Genomic DNA, 24,632 nt, shown 5'->3' with positions numbered 1-24,632 from the left:
TTATTTCATTTTCCCCTTAACTACCTGTAACGGTGCGAGATTCTGTTTGTAAAACAGGTGAGCGGAAGGCTGGGAAGGCCGGTTCCGGCACAGAATGGGCCATACAGAGAACCCAGGTCATCATATAAAGTATGGATATCGTATGGAGGCAGGCTTCGCACCGGATCTATTAGCAATTTCGTCCAACTTTGTTAATAATTAATAGGGGTATTACAGGGGGATAACAGGGGTTTAGCAGGGGTTGTACCCCTATTAACCCCCTATTAACCCCCTGTTAAAACGGTGCTATAATGGTGTTAATTATAAATCAGTATACAATTTGAACCTAAGAAACGTAACAACAGGCCCCCCCTTTTGTCAAAACTGCCGCTGGAACAAGCAAAATATCAATATGAAAAGCCTAATGGTCTTTGACAAACAATATGTAATTGAAACCGTATATTCGTAAATAGCAAATTAAAATCTTCCTTATTTTGAACGGACTTTTCAAAATTTATAAAGTTGATACCGACGAGGCATTGCGCATACAGCAATCCAAAAACGAAATACATCAACATGATTTCGAGGAATTGATTATTGGTGTGGCAGGAAAGCTCGAGCATTTTATCGATTTTAAAACAACAACCTACACCGCTCCTTTTATAAGTTTTGTCACTCAGGGCAAAACCCACCGCCTCAAACCTCTTCTGCATAATAATAACATTGAATTTTGGGTCATTCGATTTAAAAGTGAATTTATCCCCGAAACGACTTTCCAGCTCTACGCCCACTTTCATGAACATGCGACATTGACCTTCGCCAGCCACAACTGCTTCGGGAGATTGATAGTCTTGTGTGAGCTAATGCAACAGGAATGCTTACAACATAGCGTAGACTATGCGGTTATCAAGCAGCTATTGAGCACTATCTTTACCATGATTGAATCTGAACGGAAAAGGCAATTTCCAGACAGCCAACAGCAATTAAGAAATCAGAGTACAACGTTCACAAGCTTTCTATCTATACTGGAAGAGAACTACCGCCGTCCCGAAGGCGTTAATTTTTACGCGGAGAAGCTTTTTATGTCCGCAAGAAACCTAAATTTAATTTGTCAGAGCATATTGCAACAAAGCGTTTCTGAGATCATCGAAACACGGAAACTTATTGAAGCAAAAAACCTCTTTTTGACAACGACTAAAACGATCTCGGAAATCGGCTTTGAGCTCGGCTACCAAGACAAAGCTTACTTTACCAATGTCTTCAAAAAGAAAGCCGGCATGACGCCTTCGGAATTTAGAAATGAAATTCAAAAACTTATTTCCGAATAGTACAACAGATTGACAAGATTGTTATACCGCCTAGCCAAGCCCATCCCCTACATTTGTAGTAAAAATTAACGCAGTCACATCATATCAAATGCGTAGAAAGGATTTTATTAAAATTATGACAACATTACCATTAGCTGGAGTAGCACATAAAGCAAACTCGCTCTATAAATTTTCCGAGGAACTAGAGGCAACGGATAAATTTCCGGTCTTATTTTTAGGACATGGAAGTCCCATGAACGCCATAGAGGACAACGAATTTGTGCAGGGCTTCAAAAAAATAGGTCAAACTTTCGAGAAACCGAAGGCTATTCTTGTTGTTTCTGCACACTGGGAAACACGTGGAACATTTGTCACAGCGATGGAGCACCCCGCCACAATTCATGATTTTGGCGGCTTTCCTCAGGCACTCTTTGATGTCCAATATCCAGCTCCAGGAAGCCCAGCACTCGCTTTGGAAACACAACGTATCGTCAGCAAAGCGGATGTTCACCTCGACGACAAATGGGGATTGGACCATGGTTCCTGGTCAGTTGTCAAACATCTATATCCTGATGCAGACGTTCCAATTATTCAAATGAGCATCGATTACACACAGCCTGCCGCATACCATTACGAGATTGCACAGCAATTAAACGCGCTAAGAAAAAAAGGGGTGCTCATTATAGGGAGTGGCAATATGGTGCACAACTTACGGATGGTCGCCTGGAACAAACTCGATACGGCAGGCTATGCGTATGAGTGGGCCACGATAGCCAACGAAAAAATGAAGCAATTCATCCAGAACGGGAACCATCAGGCGCTCATCGATTTCAGAAAACAGGGCAAAGAGTTTGACTTGGCAATTCCAACGCCTGAACATTACCTCCCTTTAATCTATACCTTAGGTTTACAGGAGAAAAATGACGAGCTGGTTCTCTTCAACGACAATTCAGTGGCGGGATCGCTGACCATGACTTCTTTGAAAATCGGATAAGCCTCCAGCATACCTCTTAGGGATATCCAAAACGAGCCGCCCATTCCATTGACCGAGTAAAAGACCAATGGAATGGGCTGTCTTAATATGGAATGGGCGGGTTTTACACTTCACTCCAACGAGCTGGAAATAATCTCGAAACTTCCATGACAAAATACGCTTTGATTACAGCGCAAGGATCGATAAATTTGTTCAAAACAAAACAACGCACTTTAACTTAGCTCATGGCAACAAAACCTGTTATTGAAATTGAATATTGTCCAAAATGCAATTGGATGCTGCGTGCCGCCTATATGGCGCAGGAGGTGCTGAGTTCGTTCACGGATGAAATCCATGGCGTTATGCTGGTCCCCAGCGAAATTGCAGGCCGTTATACCGTACGGGTAGCGGATCAGGAGATTTTCGATCGAAAAAGAGCGGGTCGATTCCCCGAAATAAAAGAACTCAAACAACTGATCCGCGATCTAGTTGCACCAGATAAATCCTTAGGTCATTCGGACAAATCTCCTTCATCCAACATTTAATTTAGCATAAATCGGATTTTAAAGACTTCTTCTTATTAGCAACTTTGTATAAATTAAATGAACAATCATGACTATTCAACAAGAAGTAGATTTTCAACGTATCGCCAAGGCCATACATTTCTTACAGGAAAACTTTAAGACACAGCCTACATTGGGTCAGATCGCTTCTCATGTTTACATGAGTGAAGCTCATTTTCAACGCATGTTTACCGCATGGGCAGGTACAAGTCCCAAGAAATTCTTACAATATGTGAGTATAAATCATGCAAAATCATTGCTCAAGGAAAATAACATTGCTGAAACAACATTCCAGCTTGGCCTTTCCAGCAGCAGTAGACTTCATGAGCTATTCATCAATATTGAGGGGATGACTCCCGCTGAATATAAAAATGAAGGTTCCAATCTATTGATTTCCTACGCCTATTATCAGAGCTTATTCGGCACAATGCTCATTGCATCCACTTCTAAAGGTATTTGTCATATTGCTTATGCCGATGACAACTTAACAGCTTTTGACACCCTTCAACAACGCTTTCCGAACGCAACATACCTACAACAGGGAAATAGCATGCACGAGAATGCACTCAAAGCATTAAATCCACAAAACAAAGACATCCGTCAGGTAAAATTGCATTTAAAAGGCACTGATTTTCAATTGAAAGTCTGGGAAGCTTTATTAAAAATCCCTATGGGTAACTTAAGTACCTACGGTGCCATCGCTTCTCAAATCGGAAACCCCAAGGCCTCCCGTGCTGTCGGTACAGCTATCGGAAGCAATCCGATCGCTTACCTTATCCCTTGTCATCGGGTGATACAAAACAGCGGAATATTTGGCGGCTACCGATGGAATCCGATGCGGAAAACAGCGATGATCGGATGGGAGACTTTACATACCGCTATTTAGTAAACACACACAATACGATAACATGGAACTTTTCGACAATCTCTTCGATGGCAATAGAAATCTACTCCCTTACGATGGGACTGTCAATTATTATGGCAAAATACTGTCTCCGCAGGAAGCAAACCACTATTTTGATAAACTCATGGACTCGATCGAATGGGTAAATGATCGCGCCATTATTTTTGGAAATGAAATCGTCACCAAGCGAAAGGTGGCTTGGTATGGCGATCAGGCTTTCGAATATAGTTATTCCAACACCACTAAAAGGGCGCTTCCCTGGACACAGGAGCTTCTTGAGCTGAAAAAAATTGCCGAAGAGCAAACACAGGAAACCTATAATTCCTGCCTGTTGAATCTGTACCACAATGGCGACGAAGGAATGGCCTGGCACAGTGACGGGGAAAAAGATCTCAAAAAAAATGGAGCAATTGCTTCTTTAAGCTTTGGTGCTGAGCGAAAGTTTGCTTTTAAACACAAAACGAGTAAAGAAAAAATAGACATCATCTTGGGGCATGGAAGTTTATTGGTGATGAAAGATGTTACACAAACCTATTGGCTACATCGGCTTCCACCGACAAAGAAGGCATTCAGCGCACGAATTAATCTGACATTTCGAAGCATCGATCAGCTGTAGTTGTTCGTAGCGGGGCAAGGCTGACACCAACGAACAGCTATTTTTCCGCAGACTACAACAGGATTCAGTAAACAATCGTGTCAACCTTTTCAGAACATAAAGGCTGACACGATCAATCGGATTACTTTATAACGTTCCAGCTGTTGTCTTTAGCTGTGTAATCCATAAAAATACCACCGTCCAAGGTAATATTTTTCACCTTTTTGGTCGAACTCCAAGTCATGCTTGCCTGTTTTTCATTGTGTTGCCAAATTGCTGGAGTTTGATGTTTTGTCTCCACCGATCCATCTGCATAGGTAATCAACACATCAAACGGAATTGCAAATCCTCCTACATTGGTAATTGTAAGTGTATTTTTACCGCCGAGTTGCTTAAAGCTATCCACTTTAAGGTCGATGTAATTATTGGTAAAATACCAATTTTTCCAATACCAATTTAAATTTTGCCCAGCTCCGGCGTTGATGCTGTAAAAAAAGTCCCAAGGCGTCGGATGCTTTCCATGCCATAACTCCATATAATGATGTAATGCTTTTTTAAACAGCTCATCGCCCAAATAATCCCGTAATGCAATATAAGACAACGCGGCCTTGATGTAAGCATTATTACCATACCCTAAACCACTTAACTGAGAGGTCATCGTAATCAGGGGTTGATCTTCTTCTGTAGAAGGGTCAAAAATATAGCGCTTTACGCGAGCATCCTTAAAAAGCTCTTTGTTTTTTTCGGCACCAATCTCCGCATTTCCGATCCAGAATTCCAATGCAGTAGCCCAGCCTTCATCCATATAACCGTATCGCGTCTCATTGATACCCATGTAAAAAGGGAAATAAGTATGTGCAATTTCATGGTCTGCTGTTTGCCGTGCATCCACAAGATTATCTGGAACACTCGAATCGTTGATCATCATCGGATATTCCATATCTGCAAATCCCTGAACGGCGGTCATTGTTGGGTATGGATAGGTGACACCAGGCCAATTTTTAGAAAACCAGTTAATGCAGTATTGTTGCCAGCCAATATATTGTTCAAAATCTGGCGTTCCGGCGACATAGCTGGATTGCACACTGACGCGTTTGCTTCCCAAATCTACACTCCCGCCATCCCAGATATAATTGTCACTCACACTGAAACAAAAATCAGGTACATAGCTTGCTTTGAAGTTCCACGTATTCCAAGCTTCTTGCGCTGTCACCTTCCCCGATTTCATTTCGGCATCAGTCGCGATATGTATTGGGGTATCGCTAACTTTTGATTTTTCGAAACGATCCAGAATAGGTTTCTGCAGTACATCAGCGGCATTGGTCAATTCACCTGTCGCCCAGACAACAAAGTTCTTCGGAACGGATATCTCAAATTGATAATCGTTGAAACCATTATAGAATTCTTGCCGGCCATTATGTTCCAAAAGATCCCAGCCATTGTAATCGTCGTATACAGACACACGCGGATAGGCGTAAGCACAATAAAAGGTAGACGCATTCAGCAGTCCTTCACGGTCGCTTTCGACAGATAAAGGGTATTCCCAGCTAATGTCCAACGTTGCAGTACTTCCCGGAAGGATTTTCTGTCCAAAATCGCCCAACTTCACCGTCCCCCAGTCCTTGCTGTTTAAGTCGTAAACTTGACCATTTAGTTTAAACGACTTTATCTTTAGACCCGAAGTCAGGTAATCGTCCGAAGCGTATGCTGCACGTACCGCATTGGGTTTGTGCACATTGTTTACAAATCGGATAGCCAAGCGATTCAATGTATCAGGACTATGGTTTGTGTACAGAATAGTCTCTGTTCCACTCACCATCTTTGTAGCCGGATCCAATTGCACCCGCACATCATACTTTCCAAAATTCTGCCAATAGTTTTTTCCCGGTATGCCCGTTGTGGTGCGGGTACCCTTTGCGATCGCTTGCTGAATATTCCTTGGGGTATACAGTTCTTGTGCATGAGCAGCCCCTGTCAATAAAAGCAACGTCAATCCGTAATTGAATATAGTGCGTCCTATCATATCCTAGTTTAAATAATCAAACTAAGATAAATTTGCTGTGATTTGCAAGTTTAATTCTCCAGCTTCGCAAGAAAAATAAACTTCTCCAACACAATACCCTATTTGCATTTGTTCAAAGATCAAAAAAGGCAGGCTCCAAGTACCGGAGAAAACATTTTATTTTTTTTTACGTTTAGTTTTAAGATAAGCCCGAATGTATGCATCAATTTTTACGTTATAACGATTTCTTCCGATACGCTTTTTTAGGAATGCTTTTAATTTTAATCCCAACGCTGCTTGCTGCCCAAACCGATGCAAAAACAGACTCTCTCACACAGTACAAACATCAGCGAGACTCTGCCTTGGCCAGTCAATACGATATATCGGATCTAATCGGAAGAATAATCCATCCCAAACGAAAAAAGGAACACGCCAGTAAACGCTCTCCCATCACCTTAATGCCAAACATTGCCTACAACCCAACCATTGGTGGCCAGATTGGAATCAAGGCTGTCGCGGGGAAAGTATTGGGAGACCCCAAAACAACGACCATGTCGATCGCAGCGACATCCGCCTCGATCACCACGAAAAATATTATGGTCTTCTATATCAGCCACAATATCTTTACCCCCAACAATAAGCTAAATTTTCAGGGTGCTTTTGCACTTGTCAAAATGGTGGCTTTAGACGCAGGTCTGGGCATGACTCCCCATGGAAAATGGAATAATGCGGATGAAGAGATCCTTGCCAACCCCGACCATAAAAAGTACGGCGCAAAATATAATGCGTTTACATTTAATGAAAAAGTCTATAAACGCATCGCCGACGGACTATTTGTTGGAGCCGGACTAGCGTTTGACTTACGACGGAAAATAACCAGCAGCGGCCCGAATGGCAACGTTACGCCCAATACCATCTACACCGAAAAACATGGCTTCGAGCCCGATAGTTACAATTCCAATGGCCTATTGCTCAATATGCAGTATATGACCCGAGACAATCCCAATAGGCCTTACAAAGGCATCTATTCAGATATCGGTGTGCGATGGAACACAACGCTGCTAGGCAGCAGCAAAAGTGCGGTACAGCTTACCACCGACTTTCGAAAATACGTTAGTCTATCCCAGTCCGACCCGGCTCATGTACTCGCCTTCTGGTATTGGGGCTCCTATAAACTTGGTGGTACACTTCCCTATTTTGATCTTCCAGGAACGGGAAGGGACGTAGCCGTCAGAAGCGGCCGCGGTTATACCATTGGTTATTTCAAGGGAATTTCTTTCGGTTATGCCGAAACAGAATACCGCTTCCCAATCTTAAAGAATCGCTTTTTGAGCGGAGCTGCTTTTTTTAACCTACAGACGGCCAGTGACGAACTGGGCACCAAACTTTTTGAAAGATGGCAACCTGGGGGTGGTGCCGGATTAAGGGTTCTCTTTAACAAAGCAACACGCACAAATCTATGTCTGGACTATGCCTTTGGAAAATATGGTTCCCGTGGTTTCTTTTTGGGGCTGAATGAAGCTTTCTAATTCCAGGTTGCGGCAGCTTTCTTTGCCATAAAATAACTAAATTAGCCGATGTTGTTGCTCTTTCTCTACATGAAGAGTGACTGACTAGGCATTGACGATACTTCATCATGAATTTAAAAACCTTTTTTCTATACATTCCATTATGTTTAGCTCTTGTTTCCTGTCATCAGGCCAAGACGCCAACAACAACACCAACATCAACGAAAAACGAAGACCAAAAGAAAGAACAAGTAGCCCTTCCTGCCTCCGCGTCGCTCCCATCGGATACGTCGACCTACGATAGCCCGCGTTTTGAAGGCAGGGTAAAAGAACAAGCGCAGCAGTTAATGAAAATGAATGATGCCGGCCTCTTCGATAAACTTCATCAGAAGTTGACGACAACACTACCGGCGGACCAGAAGGATTTTTTTCTTGGGCATCCTACCTTAGCTGTTTTAGCGATCACCAAAGGGAATATCTTTGAAAATGGTGCTGATGACCTTGGGTATATTGTGTACAATAAAGATAATCATCGCATCGAAATCATCCTATCGGATCGTAAGAACAATACATTCAACACACTGTATAAAGAATTAAAAGTTGTCAATACCCTTCAAAATCTAGATTATTCAACCAGCTTTGGATCGCTCGATTATCTTGTTGCTTCCGAGCTGATTTACCAAGAGGATTATATTCGTTTAAACAATTCAAATTACCTGATTGACGACAACTCCTTTGAGGTGACCGATATTTCTACGAACAAAAACTTCGATTTGCAGCAGGGCTGTCTGAACAAAAACTTCTCAAAAGATGCCATGGCCAACAGTCTTTGTGTACCGACCAGCTCCGTATACGCGAATTTTCAATGCTTAAAATACAATAAGAAAAAGCAGATTTTTGAAATTTATTTCAGTCAGGAATTTGCAGACTAAGCCGAACAACCCCTAACGATGAAAAGATATTACCTACTTGCTACCCTTGGTTTATGTAGCAAATTATATGCACAGGAAGTGGATACTACGACTAATCGCCTAGAACAAGTCGAAGTTAAAGCTTACTTCAATAAACAACCGTTCTTGCGATTGACTTCTTCTGCTGCTGTGTTAAGCAGCCAAGCGATCCAATCCCAGCAGTCGCCCTCTTTTGTTTCGGCAATGAACAGGGTACCGGGTTTACGGATGGAAGAACGTTCTCCTGGAAGTTACCGGCTTGCACTCCGCGGGAGTATGATCCGTTCACCTTTTGGTGTTCGCAATGTTAAAATCTATCTGGACGACTTTCCGCTTACTGACGCCGGCGGAAACACCTATCTTAACTTGCTCGATCCCTATTCAATCGAGCAAATCAATATATTGAAAGGCCCAGACGGATCGATCTACGGGGCCAATTCAGGCGGTATACTCTCCTTATATAGTAAAGGATTTGATCGATCTGCACAACCTGAAGTCAATCTCCAATTAACGGGAGGCTCCTATGGTCTTTTCCAAGAGCAGCTCCATGCAATATTACCCGTTAGCAAGACTCAACAACTTGCCATCAATCAGAGTTGGACCAGAAGTGACGGCTATCGCCAAAATTCAGCCTTAAACAAAAAGAATATCCAGCTCAATTACAATTGGCAATACGCAAAAACATCCGAATTAAAATTCACGGGACTCTATTCGGATCTCGGTTACCAAACTCCGGGAGGGCTCACCGCAGCACAAATGGAAAGCGACCGCAGGCAAGCCCGGCCAAAGGGCGGACCAAACCCTGGTGCTGCTGAACAAAAAGCAGCAATCTACGATAAAACATTCTTTGGTGGACTGAGCAACCAGACTCATCTCAGTTCTAAGATGACCTTATTCGCCAGTGTATTTGGCTCATCCAATCAGATCAAAAATCCCTTCATCACCAATTACGAGAAAAGAGATGAAAAGAACATCGGAACGCGTCTGTATGTATCTTATGCCGATCTGTTGAGCCAAAATTTAAAATATGAAGTCCAACTGGGGTTGGAAGCACAAAAGGGTTGGTATGCGATCGACAATTATGACAACGCCCAAGGTGTCGCTACCGATCCCCAGGCCAAGGACAAATTGGAAAACAGTCAGCAATCATTTTTTGCACGCACCCAGCTGGAATGGCTGGAGCGTCTTCAGATAGAGCTGTCACTCGGATTAAATGAGAATAAAATTGGCTACCAGCAACGTTACCCTGTTCCACAGGAGAACAAAGAAAACATTGATTTCGGAAGTACATGGATGCCGCGAGCTGCTCTATCGTATTTGATCACACCAATGTTCGCACTTAGAGCTTCGATTTCCAAAGGTTTCTCTGCACCAACTGTTGCTGAGGTGCGCTCGTCAGACAATACAATTAATACGATGCTGAAGCCAGAAACAGGTACAAACCACGAACTGGGACTGCGCTGGCATTTGTGGAATCGCCGGATTATTTTAGATGCAGCGGCCTACACCTATCAAATGAACAATGCCATTATACGGCAGGTACGGGACAACGGTGCTGAATATTTTCAAAATGCGGGTAAAATAAACCAAAAGGGACTGGAAGCATCGCTATTCATCTATTTGATCAGGCCTCAAGCGACCGGTATGGTCCGTAGCCTACAACTGACCAGTAATTTTTCCCTCAACGACTACAGTTTCAAAACCTATCAGGTAGGCGACAAAAACTATAAGGACAATAAACTCCCTGCGGTTCCTAAAACGGTATGGGTAAATTCGTTGAATATACTTTTCCCGAATGAATTCCAATTGGATCTTCTTTCCAACTTAACAGCAGCAATACCACTGGATGATGCAAACACTGTTTATGCCAAACGGTATCATCTTTTGCAAGGCAAATTATCCTGGAGCAAAGCTGTCTGTTCACAGCATAAAATCAGACTTTTTGTAGGGGCCGACAATCTGCTCAATCAAAAATATAGTCTTGGAAACGATATCAATGCTTTTGGAGGACGGTATTTTAATCCTGCCCCATTACGTAATTATTATGGCGGAATGAGTTTTAATTTTTAACCAAGGATCATGGAATTCCATCAGTATATATTGACCGATATCGATTTCACCAAGGTGAGCCGCTATTCTTATTTTCCCTGGATGGACCTGACACTAGCCCATTTTCAGGTCAATGCGGTGGAGATGGAGGTCAATCAGGCAACTTTTCAGGTACTGGAGAATTACACCGATTTTGAAGTAATGATCATTTATACGGCTCCCACAACTGCCGTCTTTTGCAATTGTCCACAAACTGGATTCTGCCGCCATCAAAAGGCGGCTTTAAGTAAATTATTTACACAGGAGAATTGGCTGGCATTTTTTGATCACAACCGCTATCAGCATCTCCTCAAGAAAGTTGCGGCGCAGTATGGACTGGAAAATGAATCTTCGTTAGAAAACTATTTTTCCGCGCAGATCAAAGCGGGGAAGCTGGAGTTTCTGTTAAAAGATAAACAGCTAACCTCTATCGATGACTTTGATCTCGTGGAGGAATCTCTTACCCCGAAAATCAAGACGACAGTGGAACAGCAACATCGTTTTGTGGTGTTAACGCGCAACCGGTATTACAAAAATCTACAAATACTCCTGTGTCAATCGTCGATGACGAAATCCGGCGTACCAAAAAACCCGGTTTCTTCTAGTGAAAGTCAGTCTCATGTCTGGCAAAGCAGCTCAATAGAGGAAATACAATTTTACACCGCTGTTTATCAATTTTCTCAGGCTGTGCAACAGGATATCGAAATCAGCTCCAGCTTGAAGGCGATAGCAAAAAATCCGCTACACCTCGATTTTTATCTGCATGACTATGAGAAATCCGAAAATATAACAGCCTCTACCTTATCGCCAGTACAATTTAGCCTAAACAAAGGTGATATTAAGCTCTTCATTACAAAAAAGGGCTCATTTTATGCCATTCAGGGAGAAATTCATATCCACACCATCGCCTACAGTTTACAGGATTTAGTTGTTCTTCTGGACCATTTCATTCTCCTCAAAAATCAACTTTTTCTGATTGAAAATAAGCTTCACCTCAAGTTGATCCGCTTATTCGGCAACAAAGGGGAGCAATTGTTGATCCATCAACGTAAGTTTGAAGAGTTCAACAAGTTGTTTTTGGAACAGATAGCACATTCCGTGGAGTTGAATTTTAAAGACATTCCAAAAGCAAGCAAGCCACAGTTGAAGGAAAATCTGTATTATCAGGATATGCAGCCCCTTTTGTTTCTGGAGGAATCGGAAGATTTTGTCAACCTTATTCCTGTGATGCGTTATGGTGAGGTCGAAATTCCTATTTTAAGTAAGCGGAATATATTCGGTACAGACAGCAAGGGTACTCAATTTTTGGTCGATCGGAAACGTGAAGCTGAAACAAAAGTTATTTCACTGTTACTGAAACAGCATCCCTATTTTCAGGAACAAATGGATGAGGGAAGCTTTCAGCATTTTTATCTGCATCGCAAATACTTTCTGGACAGCAACTGGTTTCTGGATGCTTTTGAGGAATGGCAGCATCAGGGCATACAGATCATCGGATTTAACGCGCTACGTGGAAATAAATTAAGTCGTTTTAAAGGGAAAATACATGTGGAGGTCCTCAGTGGTCAAAATTGGTTCAATGCCAATATAAAGGTGTCATTTGGCCCCAAAAGTGTCTCCCTAAAAAAACTTGAAAAGGCTGTAAGGAACCGTTCGCAATTCATCACTCTGGATGATGGTACCCAGGGGATTTTACCGCAACAGTGGCTCGATAAATTTGATGCCTATTTCAATGCTGCCGAATCGATAGCTGATGATTTCATTGAAATTCCAAAATACAAATTCAACGAGATCGATCAATTATTTGATCAGGCGGAGCTAGACCCCATCGTGTTGGCAGAGCTCAGCACCCTGAGAAAGCAGCTCGCTCATTTTCCCTCGCTATCCGAAGTCCAGGTACCGCCCACTTTTGTCGGAAACTTACGTCCTTATCAGCAGCAGGGCTTACAATGGCTACATTTCTTGGACGGGCTTAACTTTGGCGCCTGTCTTGCCGATGACATGGGACTTGGCAAAACGATCCAAATATTAGCCTTTCTGGCTACTCAAAAAGCAAAGGAACAATCTGCCCCAACATTACTTGTACTTCCCGCGACCTTAATTTTTAATTGGCGGCATGAAATCCAACAATTTCTTCCATCTTTCCAAACGCTGGTCTTAGATGGTCCAAATAGAATAGAAAAAGGGCTGCAGTTTGAACAATACGACCTGGTTTTAATTTCTTATCACAACCTGCTGACGGATATCAATATCCTAAAAAAAACAACCTTCAATTATGTCATATTGGATGAATCGCAGCAAATCAAAAACCCGGATTCCCAGCGCTACAAGACAGTAAATTTGTTAAAATCAAGAAATCGCATCATCTTAACGGGAACTCCTATCGAGAATAATACGATGGATCTTTATGCACAGCTTTCCTTTATTGTGCCAGGTCTACTTGGAAGCAAAAAATATTTCAAAGATGTCTATACGACTCCTATAGATGCTTTCCACGACCGCAAGAGAAAAAAAGTGCTGAAAGAGAAAATAAAACCTTTTATTCTTCGGAGAACAAAGCAGGATGTGTTGCGTGATCTTCCTGCAAAAAATGAGCTGGTCCTTTACTGTGAAATGAAAACTGCCCAGCGGCGAATTTATGATCTTTATGAAAAAGAGTTTCGGGATTTTATCTCTGCCAAAGATGGTGATGAAATCAAGAAAAGCCCCATGCATGTACTAAAGGGGCTAACAAAATTGCGTCAGATATGTAATTCAAGCAAACTTCTCCAAAATGAAGATCTGACTAGCGCTGCGGATTCTGCCAAAATCGAAATGCTTATTGAGCAGATTCAACATAAAAAAGACCAGCACAAAATGATCGTGTTTTCCCAGTTTGTTAGTATGCTCAACCTGATTAAAGAGGCTTTGGACAAACAAGGTATTTGTTCGCTGATGCTCACAGGCCAATCCAAAGATCGAGGTAAATTGGTTAATGACTTTCAATCCGACAAGGATATCCCCGTTTTTCTGGTCAGTCTCAAAGCCGGTGGTACGGGACTTAATCTTACCGCAGCGGATGTTGTGTACCTGGTAGACCCTTGGTGGAACCCTGCTGTTGAGCAACAGGCAATCGACAGGATCTATCGCATGGGGCAACAAAAGACAGTTACCGCTGTTCGATTAATCAGCCCTAACACAGTCGAAGATAAAATTCAAATATTACAGCAACATAAAAAGGAGATTAGCAACAGTATCCTGGATGATGGTGGAAGTATAGATGCCTTTTATCTGGACAAAAGCTATTTAATGAATTTGTTACTGTAAACTATTGAAAACAAAAAAGGGACATCGATTGATGTCCCTTTTTTGTTTTCAGCTGCGCTTTATTTTTTGTCAGAAATGTATGTTTTGTTACCATTTCCGTTGATATAGTATCTTCCTCCTTTTGGACCGACATAGACGGTATGGCCGTTGTATTTTTCACTAGTCGCTTTATCAGCTGTAGCTACGGCATCTTTTTTAACAGCAGTAGCTTGTTTTTCAGCTATAGCACTTTCTTTTTTCACGGCTTTTTCCTTCGCTTCCATCGGTGCGGCTAGCGGTGTTTTTGTATCAGTCATCTTTTTCGCCTGCGCTGACTTTTCCTTCACTGCAGCTTCCTTCTTCACTACAGCTTCCTTCTTCTCTTTGACTGCGGCTTCCTTCTTCGCTGTAGCTTTCACGGGGGCTGCCTTCGTTTTCGTTTCGACCTCGTTGGCTTTAGTCTTTACTTCTTTTGCTTTTTGTTCAGACTTTTTGGCTTCTTTTTCCATTTTTTTAGGAGCCGTTTGTGCATGGGATTGTCCCAATCCGAATGCAGCGATCAAAGCTAATGCAGCTGTGATTTTTTTGAAACGATTTATTGCTTTCATAACGCAATTGTATTTAAATAATTGTAAATAAAAGTACAATACAAATGCCATATTTCGATTTAATTTCTTGAACAAAAGATCTTTAACATACTTTTAACTTAGCTAAGGGATTATTCGACAACTTGTTTTCTAAATTTCGAATCAATTATATATTTTACCCCCTTTGCATCTATAAATACAGGTTTTCCATGGTAGTGCTCATTAATCCGTCGGTCAATTGCAACACGATACCGGGTGGGTGAATTAGCGGAGCTGTAAGTTATATTCCCGATCGACTCTCCGGGGATAGCGGTTACTTCCGAACCTTCATATACGCGCTCACTCACCCTGCCCGTAAAACGCTGTTTTCCCGATGACGTTTTTACTTTCTCCTGCTGTTCCGGCCCTTTAGCGATTGGCGCAACGTCTAAGCTCATCACATCTATCTGAGGGCTTAACGGGAAGAATGGATCTACCCAGCGATATACAAAATGATAATCAGTCTCTAAATTATTAAAAGCATGCATTTGCTGCGCTCTTACAACACTTATCCCGCCTCCTAAAATCAACAGTGGCAGTAGGCAACGTCTAAAGAAGATTAATTCAACTCCTAACATATCTTTTTTTCCTTTCGTTTAAGTGCTTCCAAATAAAATGCCATCTCTCGCTAAAGCACTCATGTTTAACACATTTTTAACTAAAGTAAATTAGTTTGATATTTAACTGTTTTATATTTAACTTTGTATCATGAAAAACGAATCCATGAATTCAGTAAAACCCTTAGTAGATAGTATCATTGCTTTACGGACAAGTTTAAAACAATACTATATTCAGAAAATAAAGGAACAGCAATTGGATATCACCTACGAAATGTTGCAAGTATTAGCAGCACTGTGGAAAAAGGAGCAAATGAATCAGCAAGATATAGCTACAGCGATACAAAAAAACAAAGCTAGTGTTACTCCGCTGATTGATAACCTTTGTAAACGGGACCTGGTTAGGCGTGTCAGCGATCCCAATGACAGAAGGAATAATTTAATCGAGTTAACGGGAAAGGGAGACGAATATAGGACATTGTTAGACCCTGTCCAACAGGACCTCTACCATGCGATCCTACAGGAGTTAGCGGAAAAAAAAATAGTGGAAATTACAGAAACTCTCGAAAAATTGACCGCCATTATTGAGAAGCAATAGTATCGGGAGCACTGATTTTCAGAAAAAAGAAGAAAAGTAAATGAGTCATGAGTAATTCAACATTAAGTGAGAAAGAAATAAAACGAAGGCGGAAAATATGGATCATCAATATCCTGTCTGCAATCGTCATTGTATTTACCATTATATGGGGTATCTTAGTTTTTTTCCACATCAACGAATCTGTCTATACAGATGATGCCCAAGTAGATGCCCATATTACCCCTATAAATTCGCGTATCAGCGGCTATATCAAAACAATTCGATTTGATGAGCATCAAAAAGTCCACAAAGGCGATACGCTCGTCATTATTGATGATGCGGAGTACAGAATTTTATTACAGAATGCACAAGCTACTCTCGCCGATGCCAAAGCCAGTAAAACAATATCGCAGTCTGGAATTGCCATTGCCAGCAATAGCACGACGATAGCAAATGCCAATATTGATGAGATGAAAGCCCGGCTAGATAATATGGAATTGAATTATAAGCGTTACGAGAGTCTGGTGAAAGATGAAGCAGTAACACAATATCAATTCGATCAGGTAAAAGCAGATTATGAGGCCATGTTGGCCAAATATAAAGCACTTTTGGCACAAGAGCGTGTGTCCAAACTCAATACACATGAGTCTGAACAGAAACTGTCGGTCAATGATGCCGCATTACTGAAGGCCGAATCTGCGATTGATCTTGCCAAGTTAAACCTTTCATATACGGTTATCACTGCGCCCTACGACGGTGTATTGGGACGGCGGACGATAGAAGAAGGCCAATTGGTACAAAATGGCACAGCATTGGTCAACATTGTACGTGATGAGCAGAAATGGATAACCGCAAATTATACCGAAAGTCAACTAAAAAATATTGCCCTCGGGGCAAAAGTGAAGATTGAAATTGATGCATTGGCGGGAAAGACATTTGAAGGTGAAGTAGCCGCCATATCCGAAGCAACAGGATCTAAGTATTCTGCCGTTCCAGTTGACAACTCCACAGGGAACTTTGTCAAGGTGCAACAGCGCATTCCGGTTAGAATTAATTTTACAGCATCCAATACCCCAAAAGATCTCGCCATGCTTCGCGTAGGTATGAATGCCATCATACGTATTAAATAACCATGAAAGATCGTATATTCAGAGATTGGTTGGGTTCAGGATGGGAACTGTTCTTTTTATTTGTGCTCAATATTTTATTTTCCTTCAATAATGGTATCCCAACGTCCATTAACACGTATGTCATGAATGGATACGCCGGTATCACCGCAGATCTGAGTATGGCTACATATTGTTACTATGCTGGGATGGTATGTGCCATACCACTGGTATTTAGGCTATTGAAATTATTTTCCAAAAAGACGATATTAATCGTTTCCATCTTCATTATGCTCGCTTCCAATACGATTTTGGAACACGCCAATAATGGTGTCAACATCTGTATGGCTACATTTTTTATCGGAAGTGCTAAAATCATCGTCACGATGGCCATCATTGGGGAAATGATCCCTTTCCTCATGCCGCGTGGAGAGCGGTATCAATTATATGCAGTCTACTATCCCATGACAATGATCATTCCAGCCTTGGCGAGCTATGTATCTGTTCTATTTGCAACACATTTCTATTGGGAAACTGTCTTTCTATTTCAAAATATATTACTGGCGGTAGCGTTGTTAATCTGCATTATCTGTATGAAATCGTCAGATTTTAAAAAGGTCCCGCTGTACCAGTATGACTGGTTTGGAAGTATTTTACTTTGTATTTCCTTATTGAATTTTGCCTATTTCAGCGCATATGGTCTGACACAAAATTGGTTTCATTCCAAGTTTATTCTGGTCACGGGAATCGCATCACTCTGTTTCTTTATCCTTTTTATAAACAGAAGTGCGCTCATCCGAAAATCACTCTTAAATTTTGAAGCCTTTTCAACACGCATTCTGCCGATCTCTATTGGAACAATTTTTATTTTCGGCATTTTTTATAGTTCAACTTCGCTTTACTCCTCCTTTTTGGGAATTACGCTAGGCACCAATCCTATGGAAGTCGCCGAAATAAATACCTATGTGATCCCTGGTTATATCGTAGGTGCAGTAATCGCTTATGTATATTTCAAGATAACAAAGAAATGTAAGTTTATTTTGGCATTCTCAGCGGCTTGTTATGCCCTATCTTGTTTTTTCTTTGCAAGGATTATCAATCAACAGACAAACACGGCTTTATTCTACCTCCCTTTGACATTAAGAGGAATGGGGGTGATTACTTCCTATATTGGGATAGGCGTATATATGGCCGGCAATATCCCCAGCAAATATTACCTTTCTGGCTTAGTATTTTTGATTCTTACACGCTCATTTTTGGTCCCTGTAGTCTGGTCAAACGTCATTGCCAATTGGTATTACCACCTACAGGTCCTCAATGCCAATGATCTTGCTGGTATAATCGACCGAACAAATAGCTTGGTGCTGCAAAGAGGAAATATAGTAAAATCGGTCCAGGTCCAAGCTTCGCTACTATCCTTACGCGATGCCTACTCAGGGCTGTTTATTATCGGGGTAATCCTAACGTTGTTCATCTTAATCTTCCCGTTTCATTCTTCTCCTATACGAAGAGTTATCGACTGGAAAAGAAAAAATGCGACGAAAGAAGCTTTGCAAATTCCGATTTCTTAGTTAACTGATATAAATTTCGGTAATATACTTGAATACGATACGCTCAGAGATTGCGTACTTCTCGAAAAGGGTATGGAGATCGTCATAGAGCGTTTTGTTTTCAGCTTGCTCTTTTGGAAAATAAGATGATGAACGTACTCTTCCCAAGAACGACCGAAGATCCAATATCTGTTGATTCGGCAAGGTAATTTTGGTCATTGGACGTGGTGAAAAAAATTGTTTGAGATCATCATCACTGATATTTTTGTGACTGACAGATTGATAACTTGGTATATGACTGAGCAAAAAATCTTCGTATTCCTGTTGAAAAGCGTCGCCGGGATCACGCTGGTTCCAGACCAGTACAATACGTCCATTTTCTGTGAGAATGCGGGCGAACTCCCTTTTACATGCTTCCCGTTCAAACCAATGAAAAGATTGCCCTGCAAAAATAAGATCGACACAGCCAGACTCAATGGAGGTATTTTCGGCGGTGGCATTCAGCGCGATTAAATTCCGATAGGTTTTAAAATGATGCAGTAAAGATTCACGCATTTGCCGATTGGGTTCAACAGCAAAAACGTCATTTCCATTTTCGAGAAAAAGTTGCGTAGATAGCCCAGTGCCGCTACCGATATCGGCAACCAGCCATTTTTTATCCAGCCCTATCTGTTCTTTAAGGACCTGAATAATCTCTTTTGGATAACAAGGTCTAAATTTCTCGTAATCGACAACCCGGTCGGTGAATCTATCAATACTGTTTTTGTTCATACTAAGAATTGCTGTAACTAGTCGATTATACCTTCATCCTTAAAACTATAATAGCCGTTATCAGTAAAGATTAAATGATCGGCAACTCTAATATCCATAATTTTAGAGGCTTCAACAATTTTTTGCGTCAGAATTTTGTCAGCATTGCTGGGATACAAGGTGCCCGAGGGATGGTTATGAATTAATATAATTGCATGCGCTTTAAGGCTGAGTGCGGATCGTAATATAATCCGAACATCGACCGGCGTAAAGTCATTACCGCCACGTCCGATGAGTTGTTTGTCTAATATTTTATACCCCGTATTCAAATATAAGGTCCAAAACTCTTCATGGGGCAGATCCTGCAGGATGGGTTTCATCAAGTTGTAAACGAAGCGGCTGCTATTTACAAGTTTACGTTCTTCTGCGGGCAGTTCATTTTTACGGCGGGCGAGCTCCAATGCCGCAAGAACGGCGATGGCTTTTGCTTCGCCTATCCCTTTATATAGGCTCAGTTCCGAGACTTCCATCATCGAAAGGGTGTGCAGGTTATTTTTGACATCAGCCAATATGCGTCGGCATAATTCGACAGCACTTTCATTTTTGGAACCAGAGCCGATTAGGATAGCCAATAATTCGGCATCTGTAAGCGCTCTACGTCCTTGGCTCAATAGCTTCTCTCTCGGACGGTCGGCCTCTGCCCACTCCCGAATGACTAGTTTGTACGGATTTGACATCTACAGTTAATTATAATTGGCTAGCGTACATAAATATACGAAAAAAACAGTTACTTAATATCCTGAGAAATACACAATCTATCAATTAAAAAAAATTGGCAATCGCGATTTACTTCACATTTCACTCTGAAACGTTATCTTTGTATTTCATAAAAATTTTTGAATATGAGTAAAGCGATTATTAAAACAGAAAAAGGCGACATGACTGTGGAGTTCTACACAGCTGATGCTCCAAATACAGTAGCCAATTTTATCAAACTTGCTAAATCAGGATATTATGATGGATTAGCGTTTCACCGCGTGATCCCTGATTTCGTTATCCAAGGTGGATGCCCAAATTCACGTGAAGGCGCTGCTGGAATCCCTGGAACAGGTGGCCCTGGTTATAAAATTGACTGTGAACTAACAGGAGAAAACCAATACCACGATAGAGGTGTATTGTCTATGGCTCATGCAGGCCGTAATACAGGTGGTTCGCAATTTTTCATCTGTCATAGCCGTAACAACACTGCGCACTTAGATCGTAACCATACTTGTTTTGGAAAAGTAATCGAAAACGTTGACATCGTTGATGATATCAGACAAGGTGACCGTATTTTATCAATTGAAGTTATCGAAGATTAATTCTTGGAGATTTAAATAATATTAAAATGAATTTAAGAGCATTAGTATCCGTAACTGGTAAACCAGGATTGTTCAAATTGGTTGGACAAAATAAAGGTGGTTTTATTTTAGAAACCCTTGATCAAGCAAAAATTAAAACTGTAGTAAGTTTATCTTCTACAAAAATGGCGACTTTGGAAGATATCACCATCTATGGTGAAGAAGAAGAAATTCGTCTATTGAATATTTTTGAAACAATCAAAGAGAAAGGCATCGCTCTGCCAGATACAAAATCTGATGGCGCTACTTTAAGAAATTTCTTCCGTGAAGTAGCTCCTGGCCATGATGAATCACGTGTTTATTCTTCGGATATCAAAAAGGTTATCACATGGTATAACATTATCAAGGAATTCCCTTTATTTGAAGAAGAAGCACCTGCTCCTTTAATGTAAACTTTTACATATAGTCCAAATAAAAAAGGGGTTGATCAAATAATCAACTCCTTTTTTATGATGTTTCCTTTTTTTATGATGTTTCCTAATGAAACACCACTTCAAGTACATTTTTTTCGATGTTGTTTTGATCCTTGGCCCCATCAAGCTTAACATGTGCTTTTGTTACCCCAAATTCTTTGGGTTCAAATTGCTTTTCGACAACAGCAGTGGTCGTAAAGCGCAATAGGGAATTTTCATCTTCATTGAGATAGGCATCAATTTCAAGAATACCTTCGTTTTCATCAAACACATAAGGATGCAGCAGATTGATTCCTTTCGGGATCCGTGGGCTCTTCCAAACGACAAATTTAGGGAGCGTTTTATCCATTGCATCAATTTTATTGTAAATGGCCTGCTGACAGGTAATTCCGGCAATTACTTTTGTTTTTCCGGTCTTATCGATCATGTACTCTTTGGGATTTATGCGTATCTGCACTTTCGCCAATCCATTAAGTTTTCCTTCTGGATAGTTCAGCCCTACATGGATAGTCTCGTTGCCACTATTTGCTAAAAAAGCCTCGCCTGAACCTTTGCTATAATTCACATAATTTTCCAGGCGGTACGTCAGGCCCTCCGCATCAGATTTCGCTTGTTGTTGATCAAATTTAATTTCCATCTTACGTAAAGGAACAAGCATCAGTTCCATACGCTGCAGGGGATTTTCAATATCAAAGCTATCTTTCTTCATTTGTTCCGCCTGGGGTAGCGTGGATATCGCCTTCCACAATGCAGCAGGTGAACTATCTTTGGTCAGATTCATCAACCTGATTAGTTCAGCAAAAGGCATATTGGGAAAAGTAACTTTTTGTACGATTACCGCAGCATTGATCCGTTTAGCAGAGCGGATATCCGTTGTTGTATTTGATTCTTCATGTAGCTTAACCTCTTTAGGTGTAGAGGATTGACAATTTTGAAAAAGAAGCACTATGCCTAATAACGGGAAAACTAAGGCGTACTTTTTTAGATATTTTTCCATATCTATAGCTTTTTAAATGTAGTATAGACAAATTTACCTTATTTGACGCAGATATCACAGAAAAGCCCCGGAATTTATATCCGGGGCCTCTCTTATTTTGTTTATTTTGTGCTAGTAGGCAGGCTAGTTGCGATACTTAATGTCCTTTTGGTTCAGCATCGATACGTTTAATATCTGCTCCTAATTTACGCAAGCGTTCTTCGATATCTTGATAGCCACGCTCTATCTGTTCGATATTGTGGATCACTGATTTTCCTTTGGCAGATAGCGCTGCAATCAATAAAGACACGCCGGCACGAATATCTGGCGAAGTCATTTCAATACCCCTCAGATGGTGTGATTTATTCAGTCCAATAACGGTTGCGCGGTGTGGATCGCACAAAATGATCTGAGCGCCCATATCAATCAATTTGTCGACGAAAAACAAGCGGCTCTCGAACATTTTTTGGTGGATCAATACATTTCCTTTTGCCTGAGTCGCCACAACAAGTACGATACTTAATAAATCGGGTGTAAAACCTGGCCAAGGTGCATCCGAAATCGTCAGGATAGACCCATCGATAAATGTATCGATTTCATAGGATTCTTGTGACGGGATAAAAATATCATCACCACGTAATTCAAATTTGATACCTAAGCGCGAAAATACAGATGGAATAACACCCAGTTCTTCAAAACATACATCCTTAATGGTAATTTCTGAACCGGTCATTGCCGCAAGTCCGATGAAAGAACCTATTTCAATCATATCAGGCAACATCCGGTGTGAAGTTCCGCCAAGGCGCTCTACGCCTTCGATGGTCAACAAATTAGATCCAATACCGGATATTTTTGCTCCCATGCGATTCAACATCTTACATAGTTGTTGCAAATAGGGCTCACAAGCCGCATTGTATATCGTTGTTGTCCCTTTTGCCAATACAGCAGCCATCACGATATTCGCTGTACCCGTCACAGAAGCTTCGTCCAACAGGATATAACTTCCCTTTAACTCTGTCGCGTCAACGTTAAAAAAATGGGTAGTCGCATCGTATACAAACTTAGCACCCAATTTTTCAAAGCCTAAAAAGTGTGTATCCAATCGTCTACGTCCGATTTTATCACCCCCAGGTTTCGGAATAGCGGCCTTTCCGAATCGGGCCAACAAAGGGCCGACAATCATGATAGAGCCGCGCAATCCACCGCCTTTTTCTTTAAATTCGGGTGACTGGAAATAGTCTATATTTATATCTTTAGCTTCAAAAACGTATGTGTCTTTATCTATACGATTAATTTTAACACCTAAAGCAGCCAATAGATCGATCAACTTATTGACATCCTTAATATCTGGGATATTACTGATAGTCATAGGTTCTTCTGTCAGTAAAACTGCAGAAAGGATCTGTAAGGCCTCATTTTTTGCTCCTTGAGGAATAATCTCTCCCTTTAACGGTTTTCCACCGATTATTTCAAATGCGTTCATTTATATATAAGTGATATCTTCTTAGTGTCATACCCCTGTTCTTGTATTTGCCTCGGGATATTTAGCCTTCCGTCTACTACACAAAGATGGAAGCCTCAAAGAACCATGCTACCGATTAAAGTGGTACGGTTCTAAAAAAAAGAAGGCAATTGTAAAGAAATCTGTTAATCACTTCGCAATTGCCTGCTTCTTTAAACAAAATCTTTAAGAACTAGCCCCGTTTGTTATTATAGTTACCCTGCGGCTTTCTGTTTCTGTTATTGTTGTTGTTGTCCCTGCCGTAGCTGTTGTTATTGTTGTCTCGACTATAGCTGTTGTTATTGCTTCCGTAGTTATTGCGCTTCGTATTATTGTTATTGTTACTTGTCATACGAGGCTTGCCTCCACCTTTCGACTGGTGACCGGAATTATTGTTATTGCTATTGTTATTATTTCCGCCAGAATTACTATTAGCAGGACCTTTAACGCGATTTCCCGGAGGCGGAGTTTTAAAGTCAAGTTTAGTCAATACGGTACCTTCTGGTAAGGTCAATTGATAACCTGATAATTCTTTTAGATCCTGGATGATCAACTCGTCTGAAACAGAATCTTTATTCCAGGTCAGGTAAGCCATTTTCATAAAATTAGCGATACCGATGACCATCTGCTCTCTTTTGGCTTCGTCATTGGCCAATAACGCCTTTTCAATCATTTTCTCTACGGTAAAACCATAGTGCTTGAATCTAATGGAATGCTGCGGATAGCCTAAATGCTCAACTTCGTGTTTCACACTTTTCGCTGTGGCAATTGGATAAGGCGAGTCGATATCCAATTTAAAATCAGAGATAATCTGTAGGTGATCCCACAGTTTATGTTTAAAATCAGACACGTCTCTCAAATGTGGGTTCAATACCCCCATCATATCGATTACAATCTGCGCATGTTTATTTCTTTCTTCCTTTGTGGGTAAAGTACAGATGTAATCTACCATATTTTGCACATTGCGACCATATTCTGCAAGGATCAATTTTGGTCTAGTGCTGTTGTAGTCAAAGTTCATA

The 24,632-nt window shown here is 41.1% G+C and carries 22 protein-coding genes; 14 read left to right on the top strand and 8 right to left on the bottom strand.

The features are described from left to right. The first annotated feature begins 473 nt into the window (after positions 1-473). The 5 genes from B3600_RS13260 (at position 474) to B3600_RS13240 (ending at position 4,342) form a co-directional block, all read left to right on the top strand. On the top strand, positions 474-1,307 hold the full coding sequence (locus tag B3600_RS13260; RefSeq protein WP_286753235.1) for a helix-turn-helix transcriptional regulator: 834 nt from the start codon (positions 474-476) through the stop codon (positions 1,305-1,307). 115 nt (positions 1,308-1,422) lie between these two features. Beyond that, positions 1,423-2,280: a 4,5-DOPA dioxygenase extradiol gene (ygiD, locus tag B3600_RS13255; protein WP_286753234.1), complete on the top strand. Its 858-nt coding sequence runs from the start codon at positions 1,423-1,425 to the stop codon at positions 2,278-2,280. A 224-nt stretch (positions 2,281-2,504) separates the two neighbouring features. Then, positions 2,505-2,804, top strand: a complete 300-nt coding sequence (locus B3600_RS13250) for a SelT/SelW/SelH family protein (RefSeq protein WP_112375641.1) — start codon at positions 2,505-2,507, stop codon at positions 2,802-2,804. A 67-nt stretch (positions 2,805-2,871) separates the two neighbouring features. Then, entirely contained in the window at positions 2,872-3,708 is an 837-nt protein-coding gene (locus B3600_RS13245) for a methylated-DNA--[protein]-cysteine S-methyltransferase (RefSeq protein ID WP_286753233.1), read from the top strand. Positions 3,709-3,730: 22 nt separating this feature from the next. Further along, on the top strand, positions 3,731-4,342 hold the full coding sequence (locus B3600_RS13240) for an alpha-ketoglutarate-dependent dioxygenase AlkB family protein (RefSeq protein ID WP_286753232.1): 612 nt from the start codon (positions 3,731-3,733) through the stop codon (positions 4,340-4,342). A gap of 121 nt (positions 4,343-4,463) precedes the next feature. Here the strand turns inward: B3600_RS13240 and B3600_RS13235 are convergent, their stop codons facing one another. Next, positions 4,464-6,344, bottom strand: coding sequence for a M1 family metallopeptidase (locus B3600_RS13235; protein ID WP_286753231.1), 1,881 nt, complete (start codon positions 6,342-6,344; stop codon positions 4,464-4,466). Between the two features lie 197 nt (positions 6,345-6,541). On the opposite strand from B3600_RS13235, the gene B3600_RS13230 reads away from it, so the two are divergent. From B3600_RS13230 to B3600_RS13215, 4 genes are all read left to right on the top strand, one after another. Next, a complete protein-coding gene (locus B3600_RS13230) occupies positions 6,542-7,852 on the top strand; it encodes a BamA/TamA family outer membrane protein (RefSeq protein ID WP_286753230.1) in 1,311 nt (436 codons plus the stop codon). Positions 7,853-7,959: 107 nt separating this feature from the next. Beyond that, the gene (locus B3600_RS13225) at positions 7,960-8,763 is read left to right on the top strand and encodes a hypothetical protein (RefSeq protein ID WP_286753229.1); all 804 of its coding nucleotides are present in this window, start codon (positions 7,960-7,962) and stop codon (positions 8,761-8,763) included. 18 nt (positions 8,764-8,781) lie between these two features. Continuing rightward, complete coding sequence (locus tag B3600_RS13220; protein ID WP_286753228.1) at positions 8,782-10,851, top strand: TonB-dependent receptor; 2,070 nt, start codon at positions 8,782-8,784, stop codon at positions 10,849-10,851. Positions 10,852-10,860: 9 nt separating this feature from the next. Then, positions 10,861-14,175, top strand: coding sequence for a DEAD/DEAH box helicase (locus tag B3600_RS13215; protein WP_286753227.1), 3,315 nt, complete (start codon positions 10,861-10,863; stop codon positions 14,173-14,175). A gap of 59 nt (positions 14,176-14,234) precedes the next feature. Here B3600_RS13215 and B3600_RS13210 read toward each other — a convergent pair whose 3' ends face one another. Then, a complete protein-coding gene (locus B3600_RS13210) occupies positions 14,235-14,762 on the bottom strand; it encodes a hypothetical protein (protein ID WP_286753226.1) in 528 nt (175 codons plus the stop codon). Between the two features lie 110 nt (positions 14,763-14,872). After that, entirely contained in the window at positions 14,873-15,358 is a 486-nt protein-coding gene (locus B3600_RS13205) for a hypothetical protein (protein ID WP_286753225.1), read from the bottom strand. A gap of 130 nt (positions 15,359-15,488) precedes the next feature. On the opposite strand from B3600_RS13205, the gene B3600_RS13200 reads away from it, so the two are divergent. Genes B3600_RS13200 through B3600_RS13190 form a run of 3 tightly spaced genes read left to right on the top strand, consistent with a single transcriptional unit; the run spans position 15,489 to position 18,591 of the window. Next, positions 15,489-15,935, top strand: a complete 447-nt coding sequence (locus B3600_RS13200) for a MarR family winged helix-turn-helix transcriptional regulator (protein WP_286753224.1) — start codon at positions 15,489-15,491, stop codon at positions 15,933-15,935. 47 nt (positions 15,936-15,982) lie between these two features. Further along, entirely contained in the window at positions 15,983-17,044 is a 1,062-nt protein-coding gene (locus tag B3600_RS13195; protein WP_286753223.1) for an HlyD family secretion protein, read from the top strand. A gap of 2 nt (positions 17,045-17,046) precedes the next feature. Next, positions 17,047-18,591 carry an MFS transporter gene (locus B3600_RS13190; RefSeq protein WP_286753222.1) on the top strand — a complete coding sequence of 515 codons (1,545 nt, stop codon included), beginning with the start codon at positions 17,047-17,049 and terminating at the stop codon, positions 18,589-18,591. Here B3600_RS13190 and B3600_RS13185 read toward each other — a convergent pair whose 3' ends face one another. Both B3600_RS13185 and radC read right to left on the bottom strand, forming a co-directional pair. Further along, on the bottom strand, positions 18,592-19,341 hold the full coding sequence (locus B3600_RS13185) for a class I SAM-dependent methyltransferase (RefSeq protein ID WP_286753221.1): 750 nt from the start codon (positions 19,339-19,341) through the stop codon (positions 18,592-18,594). Positions 19,342-19,358: 17 nt separating this feature from the next. After that, on the bottom strand, positions 19,359-20,057 hold the full coding sequence (gene radC / locus B3600_RS13180) for a RadC family protein (RefSeq protein ID WP_286753220.1): 699 nt from the start codon (positions 20,055-20,057) through the stop codon (positions 19,359-19,361). 165 nt (positions 20,058-20,222) lie between these two features. On the opposite strand from radC, the gene B3600_RS13175 reads away from it, so the two are divergent. Then, positions 20,223-20,681, top strand: coding sequence for a peptidylprolyl isomerase (locus B3600_RS13175; RefSeq protein ID WP_046671802.1), 459 nt, complete (start codon positions 20,223-20,225; stop codon positions 20,679-20,681). 26 nt (positions 20,682-20,707) lie between these two features. Next, positions 20,708-21,112 carry a DUF5606 domain-containing protein gene (locus B3600_RS13170; RefSeq protein ID WP_070565981.1) on the top strand — a complete coding sequence of 135 codons (405 nt, stop codon included), beginning with the start codon at positions 20,708-20,710 and terminating at the stop codon, positions 21,110-21,112. A gap of 85 nt (positions 21,113-21,197) precedes the next feature. Here the strand turns inward: B3600_RS13170 and B3600_RS13165 are convergent, their stop codons facing one another. The 3 genes from B3600_RS13165 to B3600_RS13155 all read right to left on the bottom strand — a co-directional run bounded on the left by B3600_RS13165 (position 21,198) and on the right by B3600_RS13155 (position 24,631). Next, the gene (locus tag B3600_RS13165; RefSeq protein ID WP_286753219.1) at positions 21,198-22,130 is read right to left on the bottom strand and encodes a hypothetical protein; all 933 of its coding nucleotides are present in this window, start codon (positions 22,128-22,130) and stop codon (positions 21,198-21,200) included. 136 nt (positions 22,131-22,266) lie between these two features. Continuing rightward, complete coding sequence (gene murA / locus B3600_RS13160; protein ID WP_286753218.1) at positions 22,267-23,592, bottom strand: UDP-N-acetylglucosamine 1-carboxyvinyltransferase; 1,326 nt, start codon at positions 23,590-23,592, stop codon at positions 22,267-22,269. Between the two features lie 211 nt (positions 23,593-23,803). Further along, positions 23,804-24,631 carry a DUF4290 domain-containing protein gene (locus tag B3600_RS13155; RefSeq protein ID WP_286753217.1) on the bottom strand — a complete coding sequence of 276 codons (828 nt, stop codon included), beginning with the start codon at positions 24,629-24,631 and terminating at the stop codon, positions 23,804-23,806. Between the last annotated feature and the right edge of the window lies 1 nt (position 24,632).

Origin of the sequence: Sphingobacterium sp. UBA2480 (assembly GCF_002341965.1) — a bacterium.
Taxonomy (GTDB): domain Bacteria; phylum Bacteroidota; class Bacteroidia; order Sphingobacteriales; family Sphingobacteriaceae; genus Sphingobacterium; species Sphingobacterium multivorum.
The sequence above is the reverse complement of the archived record's forward strand: the minus strand, read 5'-3'. Positions and strand labels throughout refer to the sequence as shown.

What these genes read in the sequence shown, in the direction of transcription:
- ygiD (WP_286753234.1), top strand. Translation starts at nt 1,423, where the DNA reads ATGACAACATTACCATTAGCTGGAGTAGCACATAAAGCAAACTCGCTC.
- B3600_RS13250 (WP_112375641.1), top strand. Translation starts at nt 2,505, where the DNA reads ATGGCAACAAAACCTGTTATTGAAATTGAATATTGTCCAAAATGCAAT.
- B3600_RS13245 (WP_286753233.1), top strand. Translation starts at nt 2,872, where the DNA reads ATGACTATTCAACAAGAAGTAGATTTTCAACGTATCGCCAAGGCCATA.
- B3600_RS13240 (WP_286753232.1), top strand. Translation starts at nt 3,731, where the DNA reads ATGGAACTTTTCGACAATCTCTTCGATGGCAATAGAAATCTACTCCCT.
- B3600_RS13235 (WP_286753231.1), bottom strand. Translation starts at nt 6,344, where the DNA reads ATGATAGGACGCACTATATTCAATTACGGATTGACGTTGCTTTTATTG.
- B3600_RS13230 (WP_286753230.1), top strand. Translation starts at nt 6,542, where the DNA reads ATGCATCAATTTTTACGTTATAACGATTTCTTCCGATACGCTTTTTTA.
- B3600_RS13225 (WP_286753229.1), top strand. Translation starts at nt 7,960, where the DNA reads ATGAATTTAAAAACCTTTTTTCTATACATTCCATTATGTTTAGCTCTT.
- B3600_RS13220 (WP_286753228.1), top strand. Translation starts at nt 8,782, where the DNA reads ATGAAAAGATATTACCTACTTGCTACCCTTGGTTTATGTAGCAAATTA.
- B3600_RS13215 (WP_286753227.1), top strand. Translation starts at nt 10,861, where the DNA reads ATGGAATTCCATCAGTATATATTGACCGATATCGATTTCACCAAGGTG.
- B3600_RS13210 (WP_286753226.1), bottom strand. Translation starts at nt 14,762, where the DNA reads ATGAAAGCAATAAATCGTTTCAAAAAAATCACAGCTGCATTAGCTTTG.
- B3600_RS13205 (WP_286753225.1), bottom strand. Translation starts at nt 15,358, where the DNA reads ATGTTAGGAGTTGAATTAATCTTCTTTAGACGTTGCCTACTGCCACTG.
- B3600_RS13200 (WP_286753224.1), top strand. Translation starts at nt 15,489, where the DNA reads ATGAAAAACGAATCCATGAATTCAGTAAAACCCTTAGTAGATAGTATC.
- B3600_RS13195 (WP_286753223.1), top strand. Translation starts at nt 15,983, where the DNA reads ATGAGTAATTCAACATTAAGTGAGAAAGAAATAAAACGAAGGCGGAAA.
- B3600_RS13190 (WP_286753222.1), top strand. Translation starts at nt 17,047, where the DNA reads ATGAAAGATCGTATATTCAGAGATTGGTTGGGTTCAGGATGGGAACTG.
- B3600_RS13185 (WP_286753221.1), bottom strand. Translation starts at nt 19,341, where the DNA reads ATGAACAAAAACAGTATTGATAGATTCACCGACCGGGTTGTCGATTAC.
- radC (WP_286753220.1), bottom strand. Translation starts at nt 20,057, where the DNA reads ATGTCAAATCCGTACAAACTAGTCATTCGGGAGTGGGCAGAGGCCGAC.
- B3600_RS13175 (WP_046671802.1), top strand. Translation starts at nt 20,223, where the DNA reads ATGAGTAAAGCGATTATTAAAACAGAAAAAGGCGACATGACTGTGGAG.
- B3600_RS13170 (WP_070565981.1), top strand. Translation starts at nt 20,708, where the DNA reads ATGAATTTAAGAGCATTAGTATCCGTAACTGGTAAACCAGGATTGTTC.
- B3600_RS13165 (WP_286753219.1), bottom strand. Translation starts at nt 22,130, where the DNA reads ATGGAAAAATATCTAAAAAAGTACGCCTTAGTTTTCCCGTTATTAGGC.
- murA (WP_286753218.1), bottom strand. Translation starts at nt 23,592, where the DNA reads ATGAACGCATTTGAAATAATCGGTGGAAAACCGTTAAAGGGAGAGATT.
- B3600_RS13155 (WP_286753217.1), bottom strand. Translation starts at nt 24,631, where the DNA reads ATGAACTTTGACTACAACAGCACTAGACCAAAATTGATCCTTGCAGAA.